This window comes from Nonomuraea zeae (assembly GCF_005889725.1).
Classification (GTDB): domain Bacteria; phylum Actinomycetota; class Actinomycetes; order Streptosporangiales; family Streptosporangiaceae; genus Nonomuraea; species Nonomuraea zeae.
In genome coordinates this window covers 1-21885 of record NZ_VCKX01000214.1, presented here as the reverse complement: position 1 = coordinate 21885, position 21885 = coordinate 1, and the positions used below count along the sequence as shown (strand labels likewise).

Here is a 21885-nt window from a genome sequence, read left to right as displayed (position 1 = left end):
CCGGAGCACCTCCGACTCCTCTGGCCCCCCTCCCGCCGCGGCGCAGCGCGCGAGCCGCCTGCCGGGGGTGAGCGCCTCGCCGGGGCGCGGAAAAACGGCTGGCCCGCGTCGCCCGGGCCGTGGCAGGATGACCGCGCACTTGTCAGCCGACGATCAGGAGCATGAGATGCGGCGACGCCCCGGAATCTCCCAGCGCCCCATTGGCACGAGAGTTCTCGAGGGCTCCTCCACTCATGCACATCCTGAACATCGGCATCCTCGCGCACGTAGACGCGGGCAAGACCAGCCTCACTGAGCGGCTGCTGTTCGAGACCGGCGTGATCGACCGGCTCGGCAGCGTAGACGACGGCAGCACACAGACCGACACCGGCGAGATCGAACGCCGCCGCGGCATCACCATCCGCACGGCCGTCGCCGCCTTCACCCTGGGTGACCTGCGGGTCAACCTGGTGGACACGCCCGGCCACGCCGACTTCGTGGCCGAGGTCGAGCGCGCGCTCGGCGTGCTGGACGGCGCCGTGCTGGTGCTGTCGGCCGTCGAGGGCGTCCAGCCGCACACCCGGGTCCTGATGAAGACCCTGCGCAGGCTGCGGCTGCCCACGCTGATCTTCGTGAACAAGATCGACCGGGCGGGGGCCAGGGAGCGGGAGCTGCTCGCCGACATCCGGCGGCGGCTGTCGCCGTACAGCGTGGCGTTGAACACCGTGGACGGCATCGGCGGGCGTGCGGCCCGCACCCGGGCGGTCGCCTCCGTGCGGGAGGCGGCGGAAGTACTGGCCGAGCGGGACGACGGGCTGCTGGAGCTGCTGGTCGACGGGAAGGAGCCCGGCTACGGGCAGGTACGCGCCGCGCTGGCGCGGCAGTGCGCCGCCGGAGCGGCCTGTCCGGTGGTGTTCGGCTCGGCGCTGACCGGGCAAGGGGTGGCCGAGCTGCTCGACGCCTTCAGCCTGCTGCCCGCCGTCCACCGCCCCTCGCCCGAGACGGACGCGACCAGGACGCCCGAGGTGGACGCGACCCGGACACCCGAGACGGAGGCGACCAGGACGCCCGGCGCGGACGCGACCCGGACGCCCGGCGCGCCGCGGGCCACCGTGTTGCCATCGAGCGGGCCCCGTCCGGCGAGAAGGTGGCCTCCCTGCGGGTACGCGCCGGCGAGCTGCGCGCCCGCGAGCAGCTGACCTTCCGCCGCGGGCACCAGGGCGGCCCCGCCCAGACCTACGAGGGCCGGTTGACCGCGCTGGCCGTCGTCGGCGCCCCGCGGCAACGGCAGGCCATGGCGGGCGACATCGTGAAGGTCTGGGGCGTGCCCGGCATCCGCGTCGGCGACCACCTGGGCGAGCCGGAGCCCACCGGCCGGGCCGGCTTCACCCCGCCCGGTCTGGAGACCGTCGTGCGCCCCCGCGTCCCCGGCCAGGAGCCCCGCCTGCACGCCGCGCTGCTCGCGCTGGCCAAGCAGGACCCGCTGATCGGCACCCGCACGCTGCCCGGCGGCCAGACCTCGGTCCTGCTGTACGGAGAGGTGCAGAAGGAGGTCATCGGCGAGACGCTGGCCAGGGACTTCGGCGTCGAGGCTGAGTTCGAGCCGAGCCGGCCGGTGTGCTTCGAGCGTCCGTCGGGCACCGGGGAGGCGGCCGAGGAGATCCGGCGCCAGGGCCGCAACGACTTCATGGCCACAGTGGGCCTGCGGGTCGAGCCGGCCGCCCCCGGCTCCGGCGTCCGCTACCGGCTGGGGGTGGATCTCGGGTCGCTGCCCCTGGCCTACCACCGGGCGATCGAGGAGAGCGTACGTCTGGCGCTGGGCGCCGGCCCGCGCGGCTGGCCGGTCACCGACGTCGTGATCACGCTGACCAGGACCGGCTACGTGGCCCCGGTGACCGTCGCGGCCGACTTCCGGGGACGCGCGCCGATCGTCCTCATGAGCGCGCTGCGCCAGGCGGGCACCACCGTCTACGAGCCGTGCCACCGCTTCGAGCTGGAGGTGCCGCTCGAGACGTTCAGCGCGGTGGCGGCCAGGCTGGCGGCGCTGGGCGGCGAGCTGCGCGACACCGTCCTGCGCGACGACACGTGGGTGATCGAGGGCGAGATCCCGGCCGGCGCGGTGCACGAGTTCGAGCGGCTGCTGCCCGATCTGTCGCACGGCGAGGGCGTCTGGTGGTCCGAGCCGTCCGGGGACCGACCCCTCCGTTAGGCGGTATGTCGATTTTCGTGGATAGATGGGTAGTAACGGGCTTGGTGTACCAATCAGGTGCATCTCATCCGTTTCAGGGGGGATTTTCCAATGGCTGACACGAACAAGAAACCCAGCGCCAAGTCGGGCAAGTCGAAGAAGCAGGCCATCAAGAGCAACCGGCAGGCCAAAGAGACGAAGCGCGAGAGCCGCAAGACGACCACGGACGAGGGATAACCCTGGCGACCGGCCGGGCGGCCGGCGGCCAGGCCGCCGCCGGCCCGGCCAGGTGACGTGATCGGACGGCCGGAGGCCGCACCCCCGGCCAGGTGACATGATCGGACGGCCGAGGGCCGCACCCCCGGCCGTCCGATCGACCGTGGAGCTGCCCTCATGTCGGCTTACCTGCGATTTCCCGCCGTCTTCCAGGACGTCGTCGTCTTCGCCGCCGAGGACGACCTGTGGATGGTCTCCGCCCTCGGCGGCCGGGCCTTCCGCCTGACCGCCGGCCTCGCCGAGGCGGGCTACCCGCGCATCTCACCGCACGGCGGCGAGCTCGCGTTCGTCGGGCGCGAGGAGGGGCCGGAAGAGGTGTACGTCATGCCGTCCTCCGGCGGCGCGGCCCGCCGGGTGACGTTCCACGGCGCGCGCTGCGCGGTGACCGGCTGGGACCCCGAAGGGCGCATCCTGTACGCCAGCGACCAGTCCCAGCCGTTCGAGGGCCGCAAATGGCTGCACCGGGTGGCTCCGGGCGGGGTGCCCGAGCGGCTCCCGTACGGACCGGCGAACTCGATCGCGCACGGCCCCGACGGCATGATCGTGCTCGGCCGCAACACCGCCGACCCGGCGCGCTGGAAGCGCTACCGCGGCGGGACGGTCGGCGACCTGTGGATCGACCCGCGCGGCGACGGCCAGTTCAGGCGGCTGATCAGGCTGCCGGGGAACCTGGCCTCGCCCTGCTGGAGCGACGACCGGGTGTGCTTCATCTCCGACCACGAGGGCGTCGGCAACGTCTACTCGTGCACCCCGGACGGCCAGGACCTGCGCAAGCACACCCATCACGACGACTATTACGCGCGCAACCTGTCGGGCGACGGGCAGCGGCTGGTCTACCACGCCGGCGCGGACCTGTACCTGCTGGACCCCGGCGAGCGGGCACGCAGGCTGGAGGTGCGGCTGGCCAGCTCCAGGACGCAGCGCAACCGCAGGTTCGTCGAGGCCGCCGACTACCTCGACAGCGCCACGCTCAGCCCCGACGGCAGCGCCCTGGCCATCACGACCCGCGGCAAGGCGTACGCGATGGCCGGCTGGGAGGGCCCCGTACGCCAGCACGGCTCGCAGGACGGCGTCCGCTACCGGTTCCTGACCTGGCTCAACGACGGCGCGCGGCTGATCGCGGCGGCCAGCGACGACGCCGACGAGGAGCGGCTGGTGATCCTCGAAGGCGGCGAGGGCGGCCCCGGCACGGAGGTGGCCAGGCTGGGCCGGATCAACGAGCTGGTGCCCGACCCCGCGCACGACCGCGTGGCCGTCGTCAACCACCGCCACGAGCTGCACGTGCTCGACCTGGCCACCGGGCGGGCGACGCTGGTCGAGGCCGGCCCGCACGGCCCGCCGGAGGATCCGGCCTGGTCGCACGACGGTCAGTGGCTGGCCTACGCGAGCCCGCTCAACGCCCAGACCAGCGCGATCAAGCTGCACCACCCGGAGACCGGCCGCACGGTGCAGGCCACCGAGCCGGTGCTCAAGGACTCGATGCCGGCGTTCGACCCGGAGGGCCGCTACCTCTACTTCATCGGCCAGCGGGTCTTCTCCCCCGTCTACGACCAGCTCCAGTTCGACCTGGGCTTCCCGCTGGGCACCCGGCCGTACGCGATCGCGCTGCGCGCGGACGTGCCGGACCCGTTCGTGCCCAGGCCGCGCCCGCTGGAGGAGGACGACAAGGACAAGGACGGGGACGACGACGGGGAGGAGGGGCCCGAGCCCCTGCGCGTGGACCTGGACGGCCTGGCCGGCCGCGTCACCGCCTTCCCGCTGCCCGAGGGCCGCTACGAGCAGGTGGCCGGGCTCAAGGGCAAGGCCCTGATCCTGACCAGCCCGCTCGAAGGCGAGAACACCCTGCACCTGTACGACTTCGTCAAGGGCGAGAACGAGACGTTCGCCGACGGCGTCACCGAGTTCGAGCTGGGCCGCGACCACAAGACGCTGCTCTACCGCGCGGGCTCCAGGCTGCGCGTGGTCAAGGCGGGCGAGGCGCCGGGGGGCGACGACGAGGGCCCCGGACGCGCGAGCGGCTGGATCGACCTGTCGCGGATCAAGGTGTCGGTCTGCCCGGAGTCGGAGTGGCGGCAGATGTTCAGGGAGGCGTGGCGGCTGCAGCGGGAGAACTTCTGGACCGAGGACATGGCGGGCGTGGACTGGGCGGCCGTCTACGACCGCTACCAGCCGCTGGTGGAGCGGGTCACGACCCGGGGCGAGTTCTCCGACCTGCTGTGGGAGCTGCACGGCGAGCTGGCCACGAGTCACGCCTTCGAGAGCGGCGGCGAATACCGGCCGGGCCCCGACTACAGCCAGGGCAAGCTGGGCGTGGACTGGGACTATCACGACGGCGTCTACCACATCCGCTCCGTCGTCACCGGCGACCCGTGGGACCCGGCCGCCACCTCGCCGCTGAACAGGCTCGGCGTCGACGTCCGTCCGGGGGATGCCGTCCTGGCCATCAACGGCGCGCCCATCGGCGCGGCCGCCACCCCGAACGAGCGGCTGGTCAACCAGGCCGGCGAGGAGGTCGAGCTGACCCTGCGCCGCGAGGAGCGGGTCTTCACGGTCACCGTGCGCGCGATCGCCGACGAGCAGCCGGCCCGCTACCGCGACTGGGTGAACCTCAACCGCGCCCAGTGCCACCAGCGCTCCGGCGGCCGGGTCGGTTACCTGCACGTGCCGGACATGGGCACGGAGGGGTTCGGCGAGTTCCACCGGGGGTTCCTGGCCGAGTACGACCGGGACGCGCTCATCGTGGACGTGCGCTTCAACGGCGGCGGGCACGTGTCGGCGCTGCTGCTGGAGAAGCTGTCCAGGCGCCGGCTCGGCTACGACTACCCCCGGTGGGGCGACCCCGAGCCCTACCCGCCCGAGTCGCCGCGCGGGCCGCTGGTGGCCATCACGAACGAGTGGGCGGGCTCCGACGGCGACATCTTCAGCCACACGTTCAAGCTGCTGCGGCTCGGGCCGCTCGTCGGCAAGCGCACCTGGGGCGGCGTCATCGGCATCTGGCCGCGCCACCAGCTCGCCGACGGCACCGTGACGACGCAGCCGGAGTTCTCCTTCGCCTTCGACGACGTGGGCTGGCAGGTGGAGAACTACGGCACCGACCCCGACATCGAGGTGGACATCACCCCGCAGGACTACGCCAGAGGCATCGACACGCAGCTGGAGCGGGCCATCGACGTCGCGCTGGAGTTGCTGGCCGAGCGTCCGCCGCACACGCCTGACCCACAGCATCGGCCGCGTATGCAACCTTAGGTGTCTTTTAGGCGTCTAACGATCATAGGTGGGGAAAGCGCACAGGGGATGAACAGTGCACCCCACCACGAAGCGAGAACAACGGCCGGTGGTGGGGTGACGCCTCATCACCGGCCACGTGTGTTGTGACTTCTACCGGCGATACAGGCGATATAAAGGGGATTTCTCAGGTGCGCGCACTGGCACGCAAGGGAAAGTCGGCCGTGGTCCGGCTGTACCGGGGGTACAACCGGCGCAAGGTGCAGAAGGCGCCGCCGCCGTCGACCAAGCAGGTACGCATCCTGTTACTGCACGCCAACGGGATGGGCGGCACGATCAGGACCGTGTTCAACCTGGCCGGCTACCTTGCCCGGGATCATGACGTCGAGATCGTGAGCATCCTGAAGGAGGCCGAGGAGCCGTTCTTCCCGATCGACCCGCGGGTGAAGTTCCGCTTCCTCGACGATCGGCTCAACCCCAGCGTCGACCCGCTGCGCGCGGTGCTGTCGAAGATGCCCAGCAAGATCATGCCCAAGGAGGAGTCGGCCTACCACCGCTTCAACCTGTGGACCGATCTCAAGCTGGCCCGCTACATCCGCTCGCTCGACACCGGCGTGCTCATCGCCACCCGCCCGGGGCTGAACCTGGCGATGGCCCAGTTAGCCCTGCCCAGCGTCATCACGATCGGGCAGGAGCACGTGGCGTTGCGCACCCAGGCCGAGCCGATCCAGGAGCTGATCAAGTGGCGCTACCGCCGCCTCGACGCCCTGGTCACCCTCACCAAGGCCGACCTGAGCGACTACCGTGAGACGCTGCCGAAGAAGCCGAAGAAGCTCACCCGCATCCCCAACGCCGTGCCGCCGATGACCGGCGACGTGGCCAAGCTGGACGCCAAGGTGGCCGTCGCGGTCGGCAGGCTGACCCGGATCAAGGGCTTCCACCGGCTCATCACCGCCTGGGAGACCGTCGCGGCCGAGCATCCCGACTGGAAGCTGCGGATCTTCGGCGCGGGGCCGCAGGAGGAGAACCTCGCGCAGCAGATCGTGGAGGCCGGCCTGGAGGGCAAGGTCGAGCTGCCCGGGCCCACCTCCGACGTGGGAGCCGAGCTGGAGAAGGCGTCGATCTTCGTGCTGAGCTCCCGTCACGAGGGCTTCCCGATGACGATCCTGGAGGCGATGGCGAAGGGGCTGTCCATCGTCAGCTTCAACAGCCCGCACGGCCCCAAGGAGATGATCTCGAACGGGGTCGACGGGCTGCTGGTCAAGCCGCGGACGAACGCCAACCTCGCGGCCTCGATCATCCGCGTCATCGAGGACGAGCAGCTGCGCCGCGACCTGGCCGCCGGCGCGCTGGAGACCGCCCGCTCCTACGACGTCGACGTGATCGGGCAGAAGTGGGACGCGTTGCTGGCCGAGCTGCTCGCCCGCCGCAACGGCACGTACGTCCGCCCGCAGCGCGCCACGCAGGCCCAAGCGCAGGCACCGGCGGCCCAGGATCCGGCCGCGCAGGATCCGGCCGCCCAGGATCCGGCCGCCCAGGCACCGGCCGCGCAGGATCCAGGCGCCCAGGCACCGGCCGCGGAGGATCCGGCCGCGCAAGGACCGGTCACGCCTCTGAGCCCGTGAGCTCCACCGGCTCGGCGATGACGTCCACGAGCGCGCCGTTGCGGTAGACGGTGATCGGCAGCGGCCGCCCGATCGCGTCGGAGAACATCAGCCGCTGCAGGCCCTGCGCGTCCGCCACCGGGCTGCGGCCCGCGCTCAGCACCAGGTCACCGGCGCGCAGCCCGGCCCGGTGCGCGGGCGAGCCCGGCACCACCTCCACCGCCCGCAGCGCCCCGTCCTGCCCGGTGCGCCGCCGCAGGTCCTCCGGCAGCGGCGCGGGCGAGGTCACCAGCCCCAGGAACGCCCGCCTGACCCGGCCGTCCCTGATCAGCGCGGCGATGATGGAGCGGGTCGTGCCGTTCATCGGCACGGCCAGCCCCACGCCGACCCCGGCCACGGCCGTGTTGATGCCGACCACGCGGGCCTGCGAGTCGGCCAGCGCGCCGCCGGAGTTGCCGGGGTTGAGCGCGGCGTCGGTCTGGATCACGTCCTCGATCAGCCGTACGGCCGAGCCGCTGCGGGCCGGCAGGGACCGGCCGAGCCCCGACACCACCCCCGCGGTCACCGACCCGGCCAGGCCCAGGGGGTTGCCCACGGCGACGACGAGCTGCCCGACCACCAGCTCGTCGCTGTCGCCCAGCACGGCGGGCCCGGGGGTGGCCGTCTGCGCCCTGATCACCGCGAGGTCGGACAGCGGGTCGCGGCCCACCACCACGAAGTCGCCCGAGCTGCCGTCGGCGAAGGCGACCGTGCCGGACCGGGCGGAGCCGACCACGTGCGCGTTGGTCAGCAGGAACCCGTCGCCGGTGAACACCACCGCGGCCCCGCTGCCCCGGCCGGCCCGCACGCTGGCCACTTTCGGCAGCAGCTCGGCCGCCACGGAAGAGACGACGCGCGAGTAGGCGTCGAGGGGATCCGCCATCACGTGCACTCCTTTGCTTACAGGATTACACGTTAACTCCGCGGTCGTTCTTGCGCGCCTCCCGAGCGGCCGGCGCTCCCGGTGCCGGCCACGTTCCCCGGAGGCCCGGCCCGGCGGGCGGCAGGTCGGCCGCCGCCAGCCCGCGGGCCAGCAGCCAGCGGCCGAGCGCCACGTAGGCGTCCACGTCGCGCGAGCTCAGGAACTGGTTCAGCGTCGAGTGGCGGGGGAAGCCGGCCCGGTCGGCGGCCAGCGCCACCAGGTCGCTCGGCATCTCCTGGCTCACGTGGGTGCGCATGAGGACGAGGTAGTTGGCGGGGCTGTCCTGCGTGTCGTCCGGGTAGCGGAAGGAGATCCGCTCCACCGGCTCGCGGGAGGTCAGCAGCCGACCGTCGGCCTCGAACTCGACCCCCAGCTCGGTCCGCGCCAGCGCGATCACGCGCAGCAGGTTGCCGGCGCGGTGCTCGTCCACGGAGGCGTCCACGGCGAAGACGGTGCGGCAGCGCCGCCGCAGGAGCTCGACGACGCCCATGTTGTCCCAGTGGCCGCCGTCGGAGACGAACACGTTGCGGTGGCGTACCGACAGGTTGCCCAGCGCCTCGCGCCAGGTCGTCAGCGGGCCCGGACGGTGCCAGCGGGCGACCGCCCAGCGCGGCGCCCAGCGCTCCAGGCGCGCCTCCAGCCGCGCTCCCAGCCGGCCCGTCGAGCGGTTCGGCACCGGGTTGGGCAGCCACAGGCCCAGGCGGAGGTTCATCAGGGCCAGCGCCAGCCGGGTCGCGCGGTTGGTGAAGCGGCCCATGTTGGGCGCGACCGCCGCGCCGGAGGCGGCCACCATGGTCGCGGCGTCCAGCTCGGTCGCCGGGGCCGAGCGCGCCGCCTGCCCGATCGCCACCCCGCCGACGTAGTCCGGGGAGAACACGAACGACGCGCACCCCTCCCCCGTGGCCGACTCGTCCTCGCGCAGGTTCACCGACGCGCACATCAGCAGGTGCGGCAGCCCCTCCGCGTGCATGTCGCACAATCGCACGTCGGACAGGCGCAGCGCCCGGCCGCCCGCCTCCGGCCCCGTGCCCAGCCCCGTGCGCACGATGTAGGCCCGGTTCAGCCGCCGCGAGTACGGCCGGTGCAGCGAGGTGTGGTTGGCGTGCACGGTCATCGCGAACACCAGCAGCACCGCCACCGCCGCCAGCGCCGCCAGGCCCGTCGCCCCGTAGCTCGCCTGGCTGGCCTGGGCCGCGACCAGCAGCAGCGGCAGCAGCAGGGCCGCGCTCGTCGCCGCGGAGAACAGCAGCCACAGGGCCCGGCGCAGCAACTGGCGCGGCACGCTGAACGACAGCCCCCACTGCGACCTGAACAGGTAGAAGGTGATTCCCGCCGCCACCGCCAGCAGCCCGGCCAGCCGGATCGTGGCCGGCATGTCGAACATGCGGCTGTCCAGCACCCGGGTGCTGAGCGCGATGACGTCGGGCAGCCCGAGCCCGACCACCAGCGCCAGCGCCGCCCGCCGGGCGAAGAGCTCGGCCTGCCTGCTGCGGATCCGCGGCTCGGCAAGCGCCAGCGCGACCGCCACGGCGGCCGCCGCCGCCCAGCGCTGGCCCGCGTACCGGCTGGACAGCACGTCGTGCTCCACGGCCAGCACGTGCGCCAGCCGGTAGAGCGCGCCCAGCAGCGATCCGGCCAGCACGATCGCCGCCGCGAACGGGACCAGGTTCACCAGCAGCGTCAGCCCGTACCTGGCGCAGAACAGGAACAGGTCCGACCAGTCCTCGCCGAGGTAGCGCAGGTTCCTGCGCAGGTGGATCTCCTCGGGCGAGCCCCTGCTCCAGGGCGGCACCGAGCCCTCGGGCAGCGGCGACCGCCGCGTCTCGGCCCTGGCCGCCATGAACGCGGCCGCGGTGTAGCTGCCGCCGGAGACGGCCGAGACGTAGCGGGCGCGTCCGAGCAGCCCGGACTCGTCGGCCACCTGCAGCGCGCCCAGCCCCAGGCAGGCCGCCCGCACCCCGCCGCCGGCCAGGGCGATGCCGATCTGGTCGAGCCCCGTGGGCTCGCTCAGATAGCGGTATCCGGACGCGTGCTCGCTCATAGCGGCTCCGGGGTTCCCGAGGGGTAGACGGGCTTGCTCGACCGCGCCGACGGCAGCGCGTCGCGCGAGTTGTACTGGCGCACGAACAGCGGGTGCAGGCAGTACTCCTCGTCGGGCGAGAGGTTCATCTGGCCCTCCAGCGAGTAGGCGAACTCCGCCCGCAGGTAGCGCTCGCCCTCGTCCTTGAACCGCCCGATGATCCCCACGTCGGCGAACATCTCCCGCACCTCGCGGTAGTCCAGCCCGAAGTCCGCCTTGATGGCGGCCCGGTTGCACATCTGGTGCAGGTAGCCGTCGTCGAACCGGAACGGCAGGTACGGGATCAGCCGGCGGGCCACGTCGTGCGCCTTCGGGTGGCGGAACTTGTAGGCCGAGAAGATCTCCGGGCAGAGCGTGGCTTCGGCCTCGACCACCGTCTGCAGGATGTGCTCGCCGCGCACGATGGGCCGCTTGGTCGCGGCGATGGCCCGGTGCAGGGCCTCGTTGAAGATGTAGAGCACCTGGCGCGGCAGCAGCTGCGTGTGGCGCAGCACGTAGGCGACCGAGCTCTCCGCCAGGCCCGCCGGGTTGCGCAGGTTGGGCACGACCAGCCGGTCGAGCAGGCGCGCGTGGTCGTGCGGCGCGAGGTCGCGCAGCAGGTCGGGATAGTGCTGCTCCAGGAACGGGCGCAGCCGCGTCCCCACCGCCTGCAGCAGGTCGCGCCAGTCCCAGCGCAGGACCATGCGCCCGCTGAAGTCCTTGATCGGGTTGGCCGAGACGCGGTCGAGGGCCGGCCACAGCTCGCTGGGGAAGCAGCACTGGATGCGGAAGTACGCCCGCTCGGTGCGCAGCCCGAGCTGGCCGACCAGGTGGAACAGCCCCTGCAGCACCCGCTGGATGCGCTCCAGGTGGTCCCCGATGTTCTCCAGCGAGTCGATCAGCACGAACACCGGCGTACCGCGCGCCCCGAGCACGGCCTTGGCCGCGTCGATCACGTCGGTCCACGGCCGGCGGGCCAGCCGGAAGTCGCGGCCCAGCTTCTCCAGGCTGATCACGTTGTCGAAGTAGTTCACGTGCGCGATGAGCCGGGTGGTCACCAGGTCGAGCGCGGCGTCGTCCAGGCCCATCGGCCCGGCCTTCTCCTCGCGCAGCTCGACGGTCTCCTCCCACAGGATCTGCCAGGCCCGGTCGGGGTCGCCCGCGCACCGCTCGGCGGCCAGCCGGCCGATGATCGGCGCCCACAGGAGCATCTCCCACAGCTGCGCCACCCCTTCGACGGTGAGCACCAGGGGCTTGGCCACGAGCTCCGTGGCCGCCTGCACCCGGGAGAACACGCCGTGCGCGCTCAGCCTGACCACGAGGTTGCGCGCGTCGAACTCGCGCGAGAGCAGCAGCGCGGTCTTGCCCGAGCCGCGCCGCCCGACGATGAACGTGGGCGGGTTGTCCGTGGAGCGCAGGTGGAGCTGGACCCGCGTGTCGTAGATCGCGCGCAGCACCGGCGTCTTCTCCCGGTCGGACACGGCGATGGGGCCCAGGGGGTTCTGGAGGGTGAACAGGTTGTCGATGGCGCTACTCGCGGTGATCATGGCAGGCTCTTAGGCGCTCGACGGGATCTGTCACCTTTATCCGAGCGCCCCGCGGCCCGCCTGATACACGCTCAGAGCAGTGCCTGCGCCAGCATCGCGCCGCAGAAGGCCGCTCCCAGCCCGGCCACCACACTGGTCACGGCGTTGGCCACCGCGTGGAAGCGGGCGCCCTCCTCCAGCAGCCGCACCGTCTCGTAGCCGAACGTCGAGTACGTCGTCAGCGCCCCGCAGAACCCGGTGGCCGCCAGCGCCATCACCTGGTCGCCAGCGGGCAGCGCGACCAGGAACCCCAGCAGCGCCGATCCGGCCACGTTGACCGACAGCGTCCCCCAGGGGAACGTGGTGTCGTGCCTGGCCTGCACCGCCCGGTCGGCCAGGTAGCGCAGCGGCGCCCCGACGGCCGCGCCGAGCGCGATCAGGAGCAGCGTCATCGCACTCCAGCCAGCCGCCTGGTGAGCCACATGCCCGCGGCCACCGCGGCCAGCGCCGCGGCCAGCGTCCCCGCCAGGTAGAGCAGCCCCGGCACCGCCCGGCCCGCCGTGACCAGCCGCTGGATGTCGACCGCGTACGTGGAGAACGTGGTGTAGCCGCCCAGCACCCCTACGCCGAGGAACGGCCGCACCAGCCGGTGCGCCCGGCGCACCTCGGTGATCAGCACCATCAGCACCGCGATCAGCAGGCAGCCCGACACGTTGATCCAGAACGTCGCCCACGGGAAGCCCACCGGGCCGGCGGGCAGCGCCGACTGCACGGCGTACCGGGCCAGCGCCCCGAGCGCGCCGCCGGCCGCGATCACCGCGAGCACCGGCGCGAGCGGCTCGCTCCGCTGCGCCGGGATGTGCAGATCGACGTCCGGATCGATGGGACGATCAGTCACATAATCCTCCCCGTGTCGGTAAAGCCGCCGCCGGGAATCTCTCTAGACAACCAGGAGCCCTCGGAGGACTTCTTGAGCACGAAGGACGCGATCGCCTTCCTTGCCGGAGCCATCATCGTCGTCTCCTTCGTCGGCACCGCCAAGACCCCGCCGGCCACCGCGGCCAGCCCATTGGGCAACCTCAGCGGGACGCTGCCGGGTCTGGCCCCCATCATCTCGGACGCCGACAAGGCCGAAGCACGCGCCCTCATCAAAGATCTGCGGGTGAAGGGCTTAGGCCCGAACACCGGCTACGACCGCGCCAGGTACGGCGGCAACTGGGCCGACGACGCCACCGGGGTGCCGTACGCGCGCAACGGCTGCCGGACCAGGGACGACCTGCTGGCCCGCGACGGGCAGGCGGTGAAGTACCGGCCGGGGTCGAGCTGCGAGGTCGTCTCCATGGAGCTGACCGACCCCTACACCGGCAGGGTGATTCACTGGCACAAGGACCACGCCGACGAGGTGCAGGTCGACCACGTGGTGCCGCTCAACTACGGATGGCGGATGGGCGCGCCGCGCTGGGCGATGTCCAAGCGGCTCGACTTCGCCAACGACCCGCTCAACCTGCTGCCCGTGGACGGGGACGCCAACGAGCAGAAGGACGCCTCCGGCCCGGCGAGCTGGCTGCCCCCGCGCCGCAGCATCCGCTGCGCGTACGTCACCCGGTTCGCGCAGGTCGCGATCAAGTACGACCTGCCCGTCACCCCGGCCGACAAGAAAGCGATGCTGGCGCAGTGCCGCTAACGCGGGTCGAGCCAGTCGAAGCCGTTCTTGAACGTCTGCTCGGCCAGCACCCGCTGACCGAGCACGTTGGGGTGGAAGAAGTCCCACTTGCTGACGTGGTCGAGGGTGAACGGGAAGGAGAACACCGCGCCCCCGTCGGTGCGGCAGCCGGGACCGAACGCGGCGCACGCCTCGGCCGCCGCCCGGTTGTAGGCCAGCACCCGGGCCCGCACCCGCGCGCGGCGCTCGTTGTCGGCCTTCTTGACCGAGCTGGGGTTGGCCAGCATGGTCTGGCAGATGCGGCCGGCCGTCCAGAACGTACGGGCCAGCGGGTTGGCCTTGCCGACCTGCCACAGCCTGCGCAGGTCGGGGATGCTGGCGATGAGCACCCTGGCCTGGGGCATCCCGGCCCGCAGCTCGGCGAGCGCCGCCTCCATGCGCCGCCGGTAGACCTCCACGGAGGTCATCGCCTGCTCGGTGCGCACGCACGCGTCCTGGGCGCCGACGAGGATGGTCACGTAGTCGGCCTTCGCCGCCACGGCCTTGCGCACCTGGCCGAGCAGGTCGGCGCTGGTCGCGCCGGGAACGGCGTAGTTGAGATTGTGCTTCTGGAGCGTTCCCGACATGCGCGACAGGCGCAGGTAGTGGCTGGTCACCTCCCGGTTGTCGCCGGCGGACCACGAGCGCGAGGTGCAGGAGACGTACCAGCCGCAGGCGTTGAAGCCGGTGGAGATCGAGTCGCCGAGCGCGGCCATGATCTCGGGGACTGGCTGAGCGGCGGCGGCCTGGGCCGCGCCTGAACCGGATAGGACAACCACTGCGGCGAGGACGGGCCCCAGACGACCGATCATGGTGCCAAAGGTAGGGAGCCGATCAAGGGGGGACTATGGCGTTGCAGCAAGGTCTGCCATTTCAGAACCCAGTTCATATCACGGCTTGACAGACCTGAGGCGATGAGGTTGCACCAAACAACCATGGCGTCCGGTTTTTTCCGGGTTCGTTGACCGTAACCTCGCATTCACGGGGGTCTGAGTCGAACGTGTTCAGTTCCCGCATAGAGTGTCTTGAGTGAGTGTCGCGCTCGGAACAACCCGCCCGCTGCCGGTTCGCACCACCCCTGTCGGCGACCCCGGTGACCTGCTGGCCTCCCTGCCCAGGACGGCTCCCTACGCCTGGGTCAAGAACGGTGAGGGCCTCGTCGGCTGGGGTCAGGCCGCGAGGGTGGTGGTGCCGCCAGGCCCCGGCCGCTTCGCGTGGGCCCGCCAGTGGCTGACGACCGTCTTCGGCGACGCCCACGTCGACGACGCCGTACGCACCCCCGGCTCGGGCCCGGTCGCCTTCGGCAGCTTCACCTTCGACGAGGACGCCCACGGCTCCGTCCTGGTCGTCCCCCGCGCCGTGCTGGCCCGCCGCGACGGCCACGCCTGGCTCACCACGATCGGTGAGGCGCCGCTGGAGACCTTCTCCCCCATCCGCGACCCCGGCCGCATCAGCTACGGCGACGGCAGCCTCAGCGCGCCGCAGTGGGAGCACGTCGTGGCCCGCGCCGCCCAGCGCATCCGCGCCGGCGAGCTGGAGAAGGTCGTGCTGGCCCGCGACCTGGTCGCCACCGCCGAGCGCCCCATCGACGTGCGGCTGCTGCTCACCCGGCTGGCCCATCGCTATCCCGAGTGCTACACGTTCTCGGTGGCGGGGCTGGTCGGAGCCACCCCCGAGCTGCTGATCCGGCGTACGGGGCAGGAGATCGAGTCGCTGGTGCTGGCCGGCACGACGCCCCGGGGCACCGGCCCGGCCGACGACATCGCGCGCGGGGCCGCCCTGTTCGCCTCGCAGAAGGACCGGCACGAGCACGAGTGCGCGATCGCCTCGGTGCGCCAGACCCTCGCCCCGCTGTGCTCCTCCCTGCAGACGCCCGACGAGCCCGAGCTGCTGGTGCTGCCCAACGTGCAGCACCTGGCCAGCCACGTCAGCGGGCGCCTGGCCGACGGGGCCTCGGTGCTGGACGTGGTCGCGGCCATGCACCCGACGGCGGCCGTCGGCGGCACCCCGACGCCCACCGCGATCCAGGTCATCCGCGAGCTGGAGGGCATGGACCGGGCCGGGTACGCCGGCCCGGTGGGCTGGATCGACGCCCACGGCGACGGCGAGTGGGGCATCGCGCTGCGCTCGGGGCTGGTGGAGGGCCGCAGGGCGCGGCTGTTCGCGGGCGGCGGCATCATGGGCGACTCCGACCCGGCCGCCGAGCTGGCCGAGGCGCAGGCCAAGTTCCGCGTCATGCAGTACGCCCTGGAAGGCTGACAGCCCGCCCCCGGGCAGGAGGTCAGCCGGGGACGTGGATGTCGGCGCCGACGTCCACGCGCGCCCGGCCGGCCGTGAGCGTGGCCACCCAGTCCGCGAACGCCGCCACCTCGTCCTCGCCCACCGCGACGGCGAAGGTGACGCTGCTCGCGTACGTCACCTCGCGCACGGCGTAGCGGGAGGCCCGCAGGTCGTTCTCCACCCGGCCCGCCTGGTCGTGCGCCACCGCGACGGCGACCAGCTTGGCCGGGACCATCCTGACCGGCTCGGCCCGGTCGAGGGTCTCGGTGACCGCCGAGCCGTAGGCGCGCACCAGGCCGCCCGCGCCCAGCAGCGTGCCGCCGAAGTAGCGGGTCACCACCGCGACCACGTCGCTGACGCCCCTGCCCACCAGGGCCTGCACCATCGGAGTGCCCGCGGTGCCGCCCGGCTCGCCGTCGTCGTCGCCCTTCTGCAGGCGCTGCCCGATGACGTAGGCGGTGCAGTTGTGGCTGGCGCCCGCGTGCTGGTGGCGGCGCTCGGCGATGAAGGCCTGCGCCTCCTCGACCGTGCGCGCCGGCGCCAGGGCGCACACGAAGCGCGAGCGCCGCGCCTCGGTCTCGTGCTCGACGGCAGAGGTGAGGGTCAGGTACGGCGCAGGCACATTCGACAGGGTATGCCCTCGGCCCGGGAACTCCGCAGGCTACCATCTCGTCATTCCATCAGGACCTTAAGGGAGGGTCTCATGGACACTGCGAACGACGTCATGCCCTATGTCACCGCGGCGATCGGCGCCTACGGCGTCGCGGTCCTGGCCAAGACCAGCGAATTGGCCGCCGACACCCAGATCGCCCGCGGCACCCGCATCCTGCAACGCGTCTTCGGCCGCGGCGACGCCTACTCCAGGCTGGTGATCGGGCGGGTGGCCGACGCCAAGCCGGACGACGAGCCCAGCCACGCGGCGTTGAAGCTGGCGATCATGGAGGCGTTCCAGGTGGATCCCTACCTGGCGCGCGAGGTCGCCGCGATGCTGCCCAGGGCGGCGGTGGCCGCGTCCGCGGAGCGGCCGGTCGCGGTGGGCGGCGACGCGGCGCGGGCCGAAGCGCCCCGCTGACCGCGACCGCCCGGCGGCCCTTGCGCCATGCACTGGACGGCGGGCCCGGGTGTGCGGCACGCACATGCGCGGGGCGGGCTCTGCCGCGTACGGTGCAGCGCATGAGCTATCGCGTCGCCATGGACATCGGCGGCACCTTCACCGACGTCGTCTGCTACGACGAGCGGAGCGGGGCCGTGACGGCCTCGAAGGCGCCCACCACGCCGGGAGATCTCGCCGAGGGCGTCTTCGCCGCGCTCGGCCGGGTCGTCGACGACCCCGCGGACATCTCGTTCTTCGTGCACGGGACCACCCAGGGGCTCAACGCGCTGCTGGAGCGCAAGGGCGCCCGCGTGCTGCTGCTGGCGAGCCAGGGCGGCCGGGACGTCTACCAGATCGCCAGGGGCAACCGTGATCGCATGTTCGACCTGCGCTACCGCAAGCCCGCGCCGCTGGTGCCGCGCCAGGACGTGATGGAGGTGGGCGGCCGGCTCGACTACCGGGGCGAGGAGCTCGTCCCGCTCGACGAGGAGTCGGTGCGGCTGGCCGCGCGGCGGGCGCGCGACGAGGGCTTCGACGCGGTGGCGGTGTGCCTGCTGTTCTCCTTCGCCGACCCGGCGCACGAGGTGCGGGCCGGGGAGATCCTGCGCGCCGAGCTGGGCGAGGACGTGCTGGTCGTGCTGTCGCACGAGGTGGCGCGGGAGTGGCGCGAGTACGAGCGGACCTCCTCCGCCGTGCTGGAGGCGTACACGGGGCCGGTCGTGCGGCGTTACCTGTCCAGGATCGAGCGGGGCTTCGCCGAGCGCGGCCTGGCGGTGCCCGTGCACGTCATGCAGTCGTCCGGCGGGCTGGTGAACGCCTCGTACGCGATGCGCAGGCCGCTGCAGACGCTGCTGTCGGGGCCGGTCGGCGGCACGATGGGCGGGGTCGCGGCCACCCGGCTGCTGGGCGGCGCGGGCGGCGGGGCCGGTGGCAACGCCATCTGCATCGACATGGGCGGCACGTCCTTCGACGTGTCGCTCGTCGTGAACGGGCGGCCCGACGTGAGCGCCGAGGCGCGCATCGAGGGATATCCGGTGCTGATGCCGATCGTGAACCTGCACACGATCGGCGCGGGCGGCGGCTCGATCGCGTACGCCGAGGCAGGCGCGCTGCGCGTCGGGCCCGAGTCCGCCGGTGCGGTGCCCGGACCCGCCTGTTACGGCAGGGGCGGCACGCGGGCCACGGTGACCGACGCCAACGTGGCGCTCGGACGGGTGGATCCGGCATGGTTCGCCGGCGGGCTCATGACGCTGGACGCCGACGCGGCCGGCGCCGCGATCGCCACCCTGGCCGAGGACCTGCGGATCGACCCGCTGCTGCTGGCCGAGGGGATCTGCGATGTGGCCAACGCCAAGATGGCGCAGGCGATCAGGACGCTGACCGTGGAGCACGGGGTGGAGCCCCGGGAGTTCGCGCTGGTGGCGTTCGGGGGCGCGGGGGCGATGCACGCCGTGTTCATCGCCCGCGAGCTGGGGATCTCCGAAGTGGTGGTGCCGCGCTTCCCGGGGGCGTTCTCGGCGTGGGGGATGCTGGAGGCCGATGTGCGCAGGGATCTGACGCATCCGTACTTCCGGCCGCAGGACACACTCGACGGCGCCGACATGTCAGGAAATCTCGTGACTTTGGAGCGGGAGGCGCTGGACGCGCTCTCCGGGCAGGGCGTGCCCGTGGAGCGGCGCAGGGTCGAGCACGCCGTGGACATGCGCTACGAAGGACAGGACTACACGCTCACCATCCCGCTGCGCGACGCGGCCGAGCCCGCCGAGCCCGGCTTCGCGGCGGCGATCGCGGCCCGCTACGCCGAGGCGCACACCTCCCGTTACGGGCACGCCACCCCCGAGGCGCCGGTGGAGTTCGTCATGCTGCGCAGCACCGGGTTCGGCTCGTTCGCGCGCACCGCCGCCGCGGTCCCCCCGGCCGGCGGCGAGGAGGCGGCGTACGTACGGGATGTGATCTTCGACGGCGCGGTGCACCGCACGCCGGTGCTGCGCCGCGCCAGCCTCGACGGCGAGCTCGCCGGGCCCGCGATCGTGGTCGAGGAGACCGCGACCACGGTCATCCCGCCCGGCTGCCTGGCCACCGTGGACGACAACGGCTTTCTCATCGTGAAGGTGGACCAGTGATCGACCCCGTGACGACGGAGATCATCCGTTGCGCGTTGCTGCAGGCTGCCGAGGACATGAACACCACCCTCATCCGCAGCTCCTACACCCCCGTCATCTACGAGGCCAAGGACTGCGCGGTCGCGCTCCTCGACCGCGAGCACAACGTCCTGGGCCAGTCGTCCGGGCTGCCGATCTTCCTCGGCAACCTGGAGGTGTGCACCCGCGAGACCGAGCGCCTGTACGGGCGCGAAGTCTGGGAGGAGGGCGACGTGTGGGTGCTCAACGACTCCTACATCGGCGGCACCCACCTCAACGACGTCACCGTCTACGGGCCGATCTTCGCCGGCGGCGAGCTGGCCGGGTTCGCCGCGTCGCGGGCCCACTGGCTGGACGTCGGCTCCAAGGACCCCGGCGGCTCCATGGACTCCACCTCGATCTTCCAGGAGGGCCTGCGGATGGGCCCGGTGAAGGTGTACGCGGGCGGCGAGCCCTGCCGCGACCTGCACGAGCTGATCGCCCGCAACGTCCGCTTCCCGCACGCCACGCTCGGCGACATGCGGGCCCAGGTGGCCTGCGCGATGACGGGCCAGCGGCGGCTGAAGGAGATCGTCTCCCGGTGGGGCGCCGGCACGGTGATGGCGGCCCGCGACCAGATCTTCGACCAGACCGAGCGCCTGGAGCGCGCCGCCATCGCCGCCATTCCCGACGGGCTCTACGAGGCGTCCGGGTTCCTGGACAACGACGGCATCGACCTGGCCACCCCGCTGCCGGTGACCGTGCGCGTCACGGTGTCGGGCGAGTCGATGCACGTGGACCTGAGCGACTGCGCCGACCAGGCGCTCGGGCCGGTCAACTGCGGCGCGGCGCAGGCCGTGGCGGCCGTGCGCGTCGGGTACAAGCTGCTGGTCTCCGGCGACGTGCCGCTGAACGGCGGCTCGTTCCGGCCGCTGTCGGTGCTGACGCGGCCCGGCTCGATGCTGGCCGCCGAGTCGCCGGCGGCGTGCCAGTACTACTACTCGCACCTGGGGCTGCTCATCGACCTGGTGGTCAGGGCGCTGGCCCCGGTGCTGCCGGGGAAGGCGGCGGCGGCCTCGTACGGGGACTCGATGATCGTGCAGTTCACCGGGACGGATCCGCGTACCGGCAAGCTCTACGTCTCCCAGGAGGCCACCGTCGGCGGCTGGGGCGCGTGGGAGGGCGGCGACGGCGAGAGCTGCCTGATCAACAACGTCAACGGATCCTTGCGCGACATGCCGATCGAGGTCCTGGAGACGCTGTTCCCCGTGCGCGTCACCCGCTACGAGATGCGGCCGGACACCGGCGGGGCCGGGCAGTGGCGAGGCGGGAACGGGGTGGTCAGGGAGTACGAGTTCTGCGGGGACACCTCGCTGTCGCTGTGGTTCGAGCGGTCGGTCACGCCGGCGTGGGGGCTGGCGGGCGGCGAGGCGGGCGCTCCGCCGCGCGTCACGCTCAACCCGGGCGCGCCGGGCGAGCGGCGGATGCTGAAGGCGAACGCGCTGCCGGTCCGGGCCGGTGACGTGCTGCGCTGCGAGTCGGGCGGGGGCGGCGGCTACGGGCCGCCGGAGCGGCGCTCGCCCTTGGCCGCCGAGGCGGACCTGGCCGAGGGCATGACCAGCGGCTGAGGTCTCGCCCGCAGCCGGTCCATCTCCCGCCATTCGGGCCGCAGCCCCGTGAGGTTCGTGGTGAGCGCGTAGGCCGCCCCGCACGCCAGCAGCATCGGCGTCAGCCCGGCGGCGGCCACCGCCATCCCGGCCAGCAGGCCGCCGAGCGGGATCCCGGTCCAGGCCAGCGAGGTCGTCAGCGCGCTCACCCGGCCCAGCAGGTGCCGGGGCACCCGCTCGTACGAGATCGCGCCCAGGATCGGATTGAGGAACCCGCCGCCGAACCCGCTCACCGCGAACACCGCCACCATGGCCCACACGGGCGCGTCCACCGCCAGGATTAGGAAACGCGGCGGCCCGGCGAGCAGGAACGCCAGGAAGAATACCGGCCGGCGCCGCATCCGGTGCGCCACCGCCGCCGCGACCAGGCTGCCGGCGACCGCGGCGAGCCCGGCCGCGCTGCTGTTCAGCCCGGCGGCGGCCGGGCCGTGGCCGGACTCCTTCGCCCACACCGGCAGGAGCACCTGGCTGAAGGCGGCGTCGAGCAGATTCGTGACGCTGACCATGACGACCACGGCGAGCAGCAGCGGCTCGCCGCGCAGGAACGCGAACCCCTGCCTGAACCGCCGCCAGTATCCCTCGTCCTCCCGCTCGCCCTCCGGGGCGGCCGGGCGGCGGCCCATGCCGCGCGGCAGCGTCCACGCCACGATCAAGGAGCCGAGCGCGAAGCAGGCGGCGCTGATGCCGAGGCTCGTCAGCGGCCCGAGCAGCGCCACCGCCGCGCCGCCCGCCGCCGGTCCCACGGTCTGGGCCAGCCGTTCCGTCACGCCCATCAGCCCGGTGGCCCGCTCCAGCGGCACCCGCCCGCGCTCGGCCGCCTCCGGGACCATGATCTCCTTGGCCAGGTCCCCAGGCCCGCGCGCCGCGCCGATCACCGCCACGAGGACGATCAGGGCGCCCAGCGGGAGCCGGTCCACGGCGTCCAGCAGGACCACGGCCGCGGCCGCCGCGGCGCTCACCACGTCGGCGACCCACGAGATCCGGCGCGGCCCCAGCCGGTCGGCGAGCGGCCCGGCCAGCGCTTTGACCAGCACGTACGGCGCCATCTCCGCGAACGCCACCAGCCCCGTCTGCGCCGCGCTGCCCGTGGTCACCAGGACGTACCAGGGCAGGGCGATGGCCGAGACCCGGGTCGCGGTGTGCGAGACCACCATGGTGGCCAGCACGCCGCCCAGCGGGCGTAAGGCTGTCTCTTAAACACATCT

Annotated in this window: 18 protein-coding genes; 10 read left to right on the top strand and 8 right to left on the bottom strand. The window is 72.7% G+C overall.

What is annotated here, in order from left to right; all coding sequences use genetic code 11:
• The first annotated feature begins 233 nt into the window (after positions 1 to 233).
• The 5 genes from ETD85_RS44130 (at position 234) to ETD85_RS44115 (ending at position 7293) form a co-directional block, all read left to right on the top strand.
• Positions 234 to 1178: a GTP-binding protein gene (locus ETD85_RS44130; protein ID WP_138695813.1), complete on the top strand. Its 945-nt coding sequence runs from the start codon at positions 234 to 236 to the stop codon at positions 1176 to 1178.
• Positions 1127 to 2188: a hypothetical protein gene (locus ETD85_RS44125; RefSeq protein ID WP_138695812.1), complete on the top strand. Its 1062-nt coding sequence runs from the start codon at positions 1127 to 1129 to the stop codon at positions 2186 to 2188. Before ETD85_RS44130 ends, ETD85_RS44125 begins: the two co-directional genes overlap by 52 nt.
• 90 nt (positions 2189 to 2278) lie before the next feature.
• A complete protein-coding gene (locus ETD85_RS67060; RefSeq protein ID WP_276617334.1) occupies positions 2279 to 2404 on the top strand; it encodes a hypothetical protein in 126 nt (41 codons plus the stop codon).
• 156 nt (positions 2405 to 2560) lie between these two features.
• On the top strand, positions 2561 to 5689 hold the full coding sequence (locus tag ETD85_RS44120; protein ID WP_138695811.1) for a S41 family peptidase: 3129 nt from the start codon (positions 2561 to 2563) through the stop codon (positions 5687 to 5689).
• A gap of 170 nt (positions 5690 to 5859) precedes the next feature.
• Positions 5860 to 7293, top strand: a complete 1434-nt coding sequence (locus tag ETD85_RS44115; protein ID WP_138695810.1) for a glycosyltransferase family 4 protein — start codon at positions 5860 to 5862, stop codon at positions 7291 to 7293.
• Here the strand turns inward: ETD85_RS44115 and ETD85_RS44110 are convergent.
• The 5 genes from ETD85_RS44110 to crcB (ETD85_RS44090) all read right to left on the bottom strand — a co-directional run bounded on the left by ETD85_RS44110 (position 7274) and on the right by crcB (ETD85_RS44090) (position 12716).
• Positions 7274 to 8194, bottom strand: a complete 921-nt coding sequence (locus ETD85_RS44110; protein WP_138695815.1) for a S1C family serine protease — start codon at positions 8192 to 8194, stop codon at positions 7274 to 7276. The two genes, ETD85_RS44115 and ETD85_RS44110, sit on opposite strands and share 20 nt — an antisense overlap.
• A gap of 25 nt (positions 8195 to 8219) precedes the next feature.
• Positions 8220 to 10274 (bottom strand): hypothetical protein, encoded by a 2055-nt coding sequence (locus tag ETD85_RS44105; protein ID WP_138695809.1) that lies wholly within the window; start codon positions 10272 to 10274, stop codon positions 8220 to 8222.
• Entirely contained in the window at positions 10271 to 11839 is a 1569-nt protein-coding gene (locus ETD85_RS44100) for a P-loop ATPase, Sll1717 family (RefSeq protein WP_138695808.1), read from the bottom strand. Before ETD85_RS44100 ends, ETD85_RS44105 begins: the two co-directional genes overlap by 4 nt.
• A 71-nt stretch (positions 11840 to 11910) precedes the next feature.
• A complete protein-coding gene (gene crcB, locus ETD85_RS44095; RefSeq protein WP_138695807.1) occupies positions 11911 to 12270 on the bottom strand; it encodes a fluoride efflux transporter CrcB in 360 nt (119 codons plus the stop codon).
• A complete protein-coding gene (gene crcB, locus ETD85_RS44090; protein ID WP_138695806.1) occupies positions 12267 to 12716 on the bottom strand; it encodes a fluoride efflux transporter CrcB in 450 nt (149 codons plus the stop codon). The genes crcB (ETD85_RS44095) and crcB (ETD85_RS44090) overlap by 4 nt, the downstream gene beginning before the upstream one ends.
• Before the next feature lie 72 nt (positions 12717 to 12788).
• Here crcB (ETD85_RS44090) and ETD85_RS44085 point away from each other — a divergent pair, with 72 nt between their 5' ends.
• Positions 12789 to 13502 carry an HNH endonuclease family protein gene (locus ETD85_RS44085; protein WP_138695805.1) on the top strand — a complete coding sequence of 238 codons (714 nt, stop codon included), beginning with the start codon at positions 12789 to 12791 and terminating at the stop codon, positions 13500 to 13502.
• On the opposite strand, the gene ETD85_RS44080 is transcribed toward ETD85_RS44085, so the two are convergent.
• A complete protein-coding gene (locus tag ETD85_RS44080) occupies positions 13499 to 14332 on the bottom strand; it encodes a GDSL-type esterase/lipase family protein (protein WP_138695804.1) in 834 nt (277 codons plus the stop codon). The genes ETD85_RS44085 and ETD85_RS44080 overlap by 4 nt on opposite strands.
• Before the next feature lie 217 nt (positions 14333 to 14549).
• On the opposite strand from ETD85_RS44080, the gene ETD85_RS44075 reads away from it, so the two are divergent.
• Positions 14550 to 15779: an isochorismate synthase gene (locus tag ETD85_RS44075; protein WP_138695803.1), complete on the top strand. Its 1230-nt coding sequence runs from the start codon at positions 14550 to 14552 to the stop codon at positions 15777 to 15779.
• A gap of 22 nt (positions 15780 to 15801) precedes the next feature.
• Here the strand turns inward: ETD85_RS44075 and ETD85_RS44070 are convergent, their stop codons facing one another.
• Complete coding sequence (locus ETD85_RS44070; RefSeq protein ID WP_138695802.1) at positions 15802 to 16422, bottom strand: YigZ family protein; 621 nt, start codon at positions 16420 to 16422, stop codon at positions 15802 to 15804.
• Between the two features lie 81 nt (positions 16423 to 16503).
• On the opposite strand from ETD85_RS44070, the gene ETD85_RS44065 reads away from it, so the two are divergent.
• The 3 genes from ETD85_RS44065 to ETD85_RS44055 all read left to right on the top strand — a co-directional run bounded on the left by ETD85_RS44065 (position 16504) and on the right by ETD85_RS44055 (position 20641).
• Positions 16504 to 16872 carry a hypothetical protein gene (locus ETD85_RS44065; RefSeq protein WP_138695801.1) on the top strand — a complete coding sequence of 123 codons (369 nt, stop codon included), beginning with the start codon at positions 16504 to 16506 and terminating at the stop codon, positions 16870 to 16872.
• 101 nt (positions 16873 to 16973) lie between these two features.
• A complete protein-coding gene (locus tag ETD85_RS44060; RefSeq protein WP_138695800.1) occupies positions 16974 to 19016 on the top strand; it encodes a hydantoinase/oxoprolinase family protein in 2043 nt (680 codons plus the stop codon).
• Positions 19013 to 20641, top strand: coding sequence for a hydantoinase B/oxoprolinase family protein (locus ETD85_RS44055; RefSeq protein ID WP_138695799.1), 1629 nt, complete (start codon positions 19013 to 19015; stop codon positions 20639 to 20641). The genes ETD85_RS44060 and ETD85_RS44055 overlap by 4 nt, the downstream gene beginning before the upstream one ends.
• Here the strand turns inward: ETD85_RS44055 and ETD85_RS44050 are convergent.
• Complete coding sequence (locus ETD85_RS44050) at positions 20569 to 21846, bottom strand: MFS transporter (RefSeq protein WP_206059255.1); 1278 nt, start codon at positions 21844 to 21846, stop codon at positions 20569 to 20571. The genes ETD85_RS44055 and ETD85_RS44050 overlap by 73 nt on opposite strands.
• Positions 21847 to 21885: the final 39 nt, after the last annotated feature.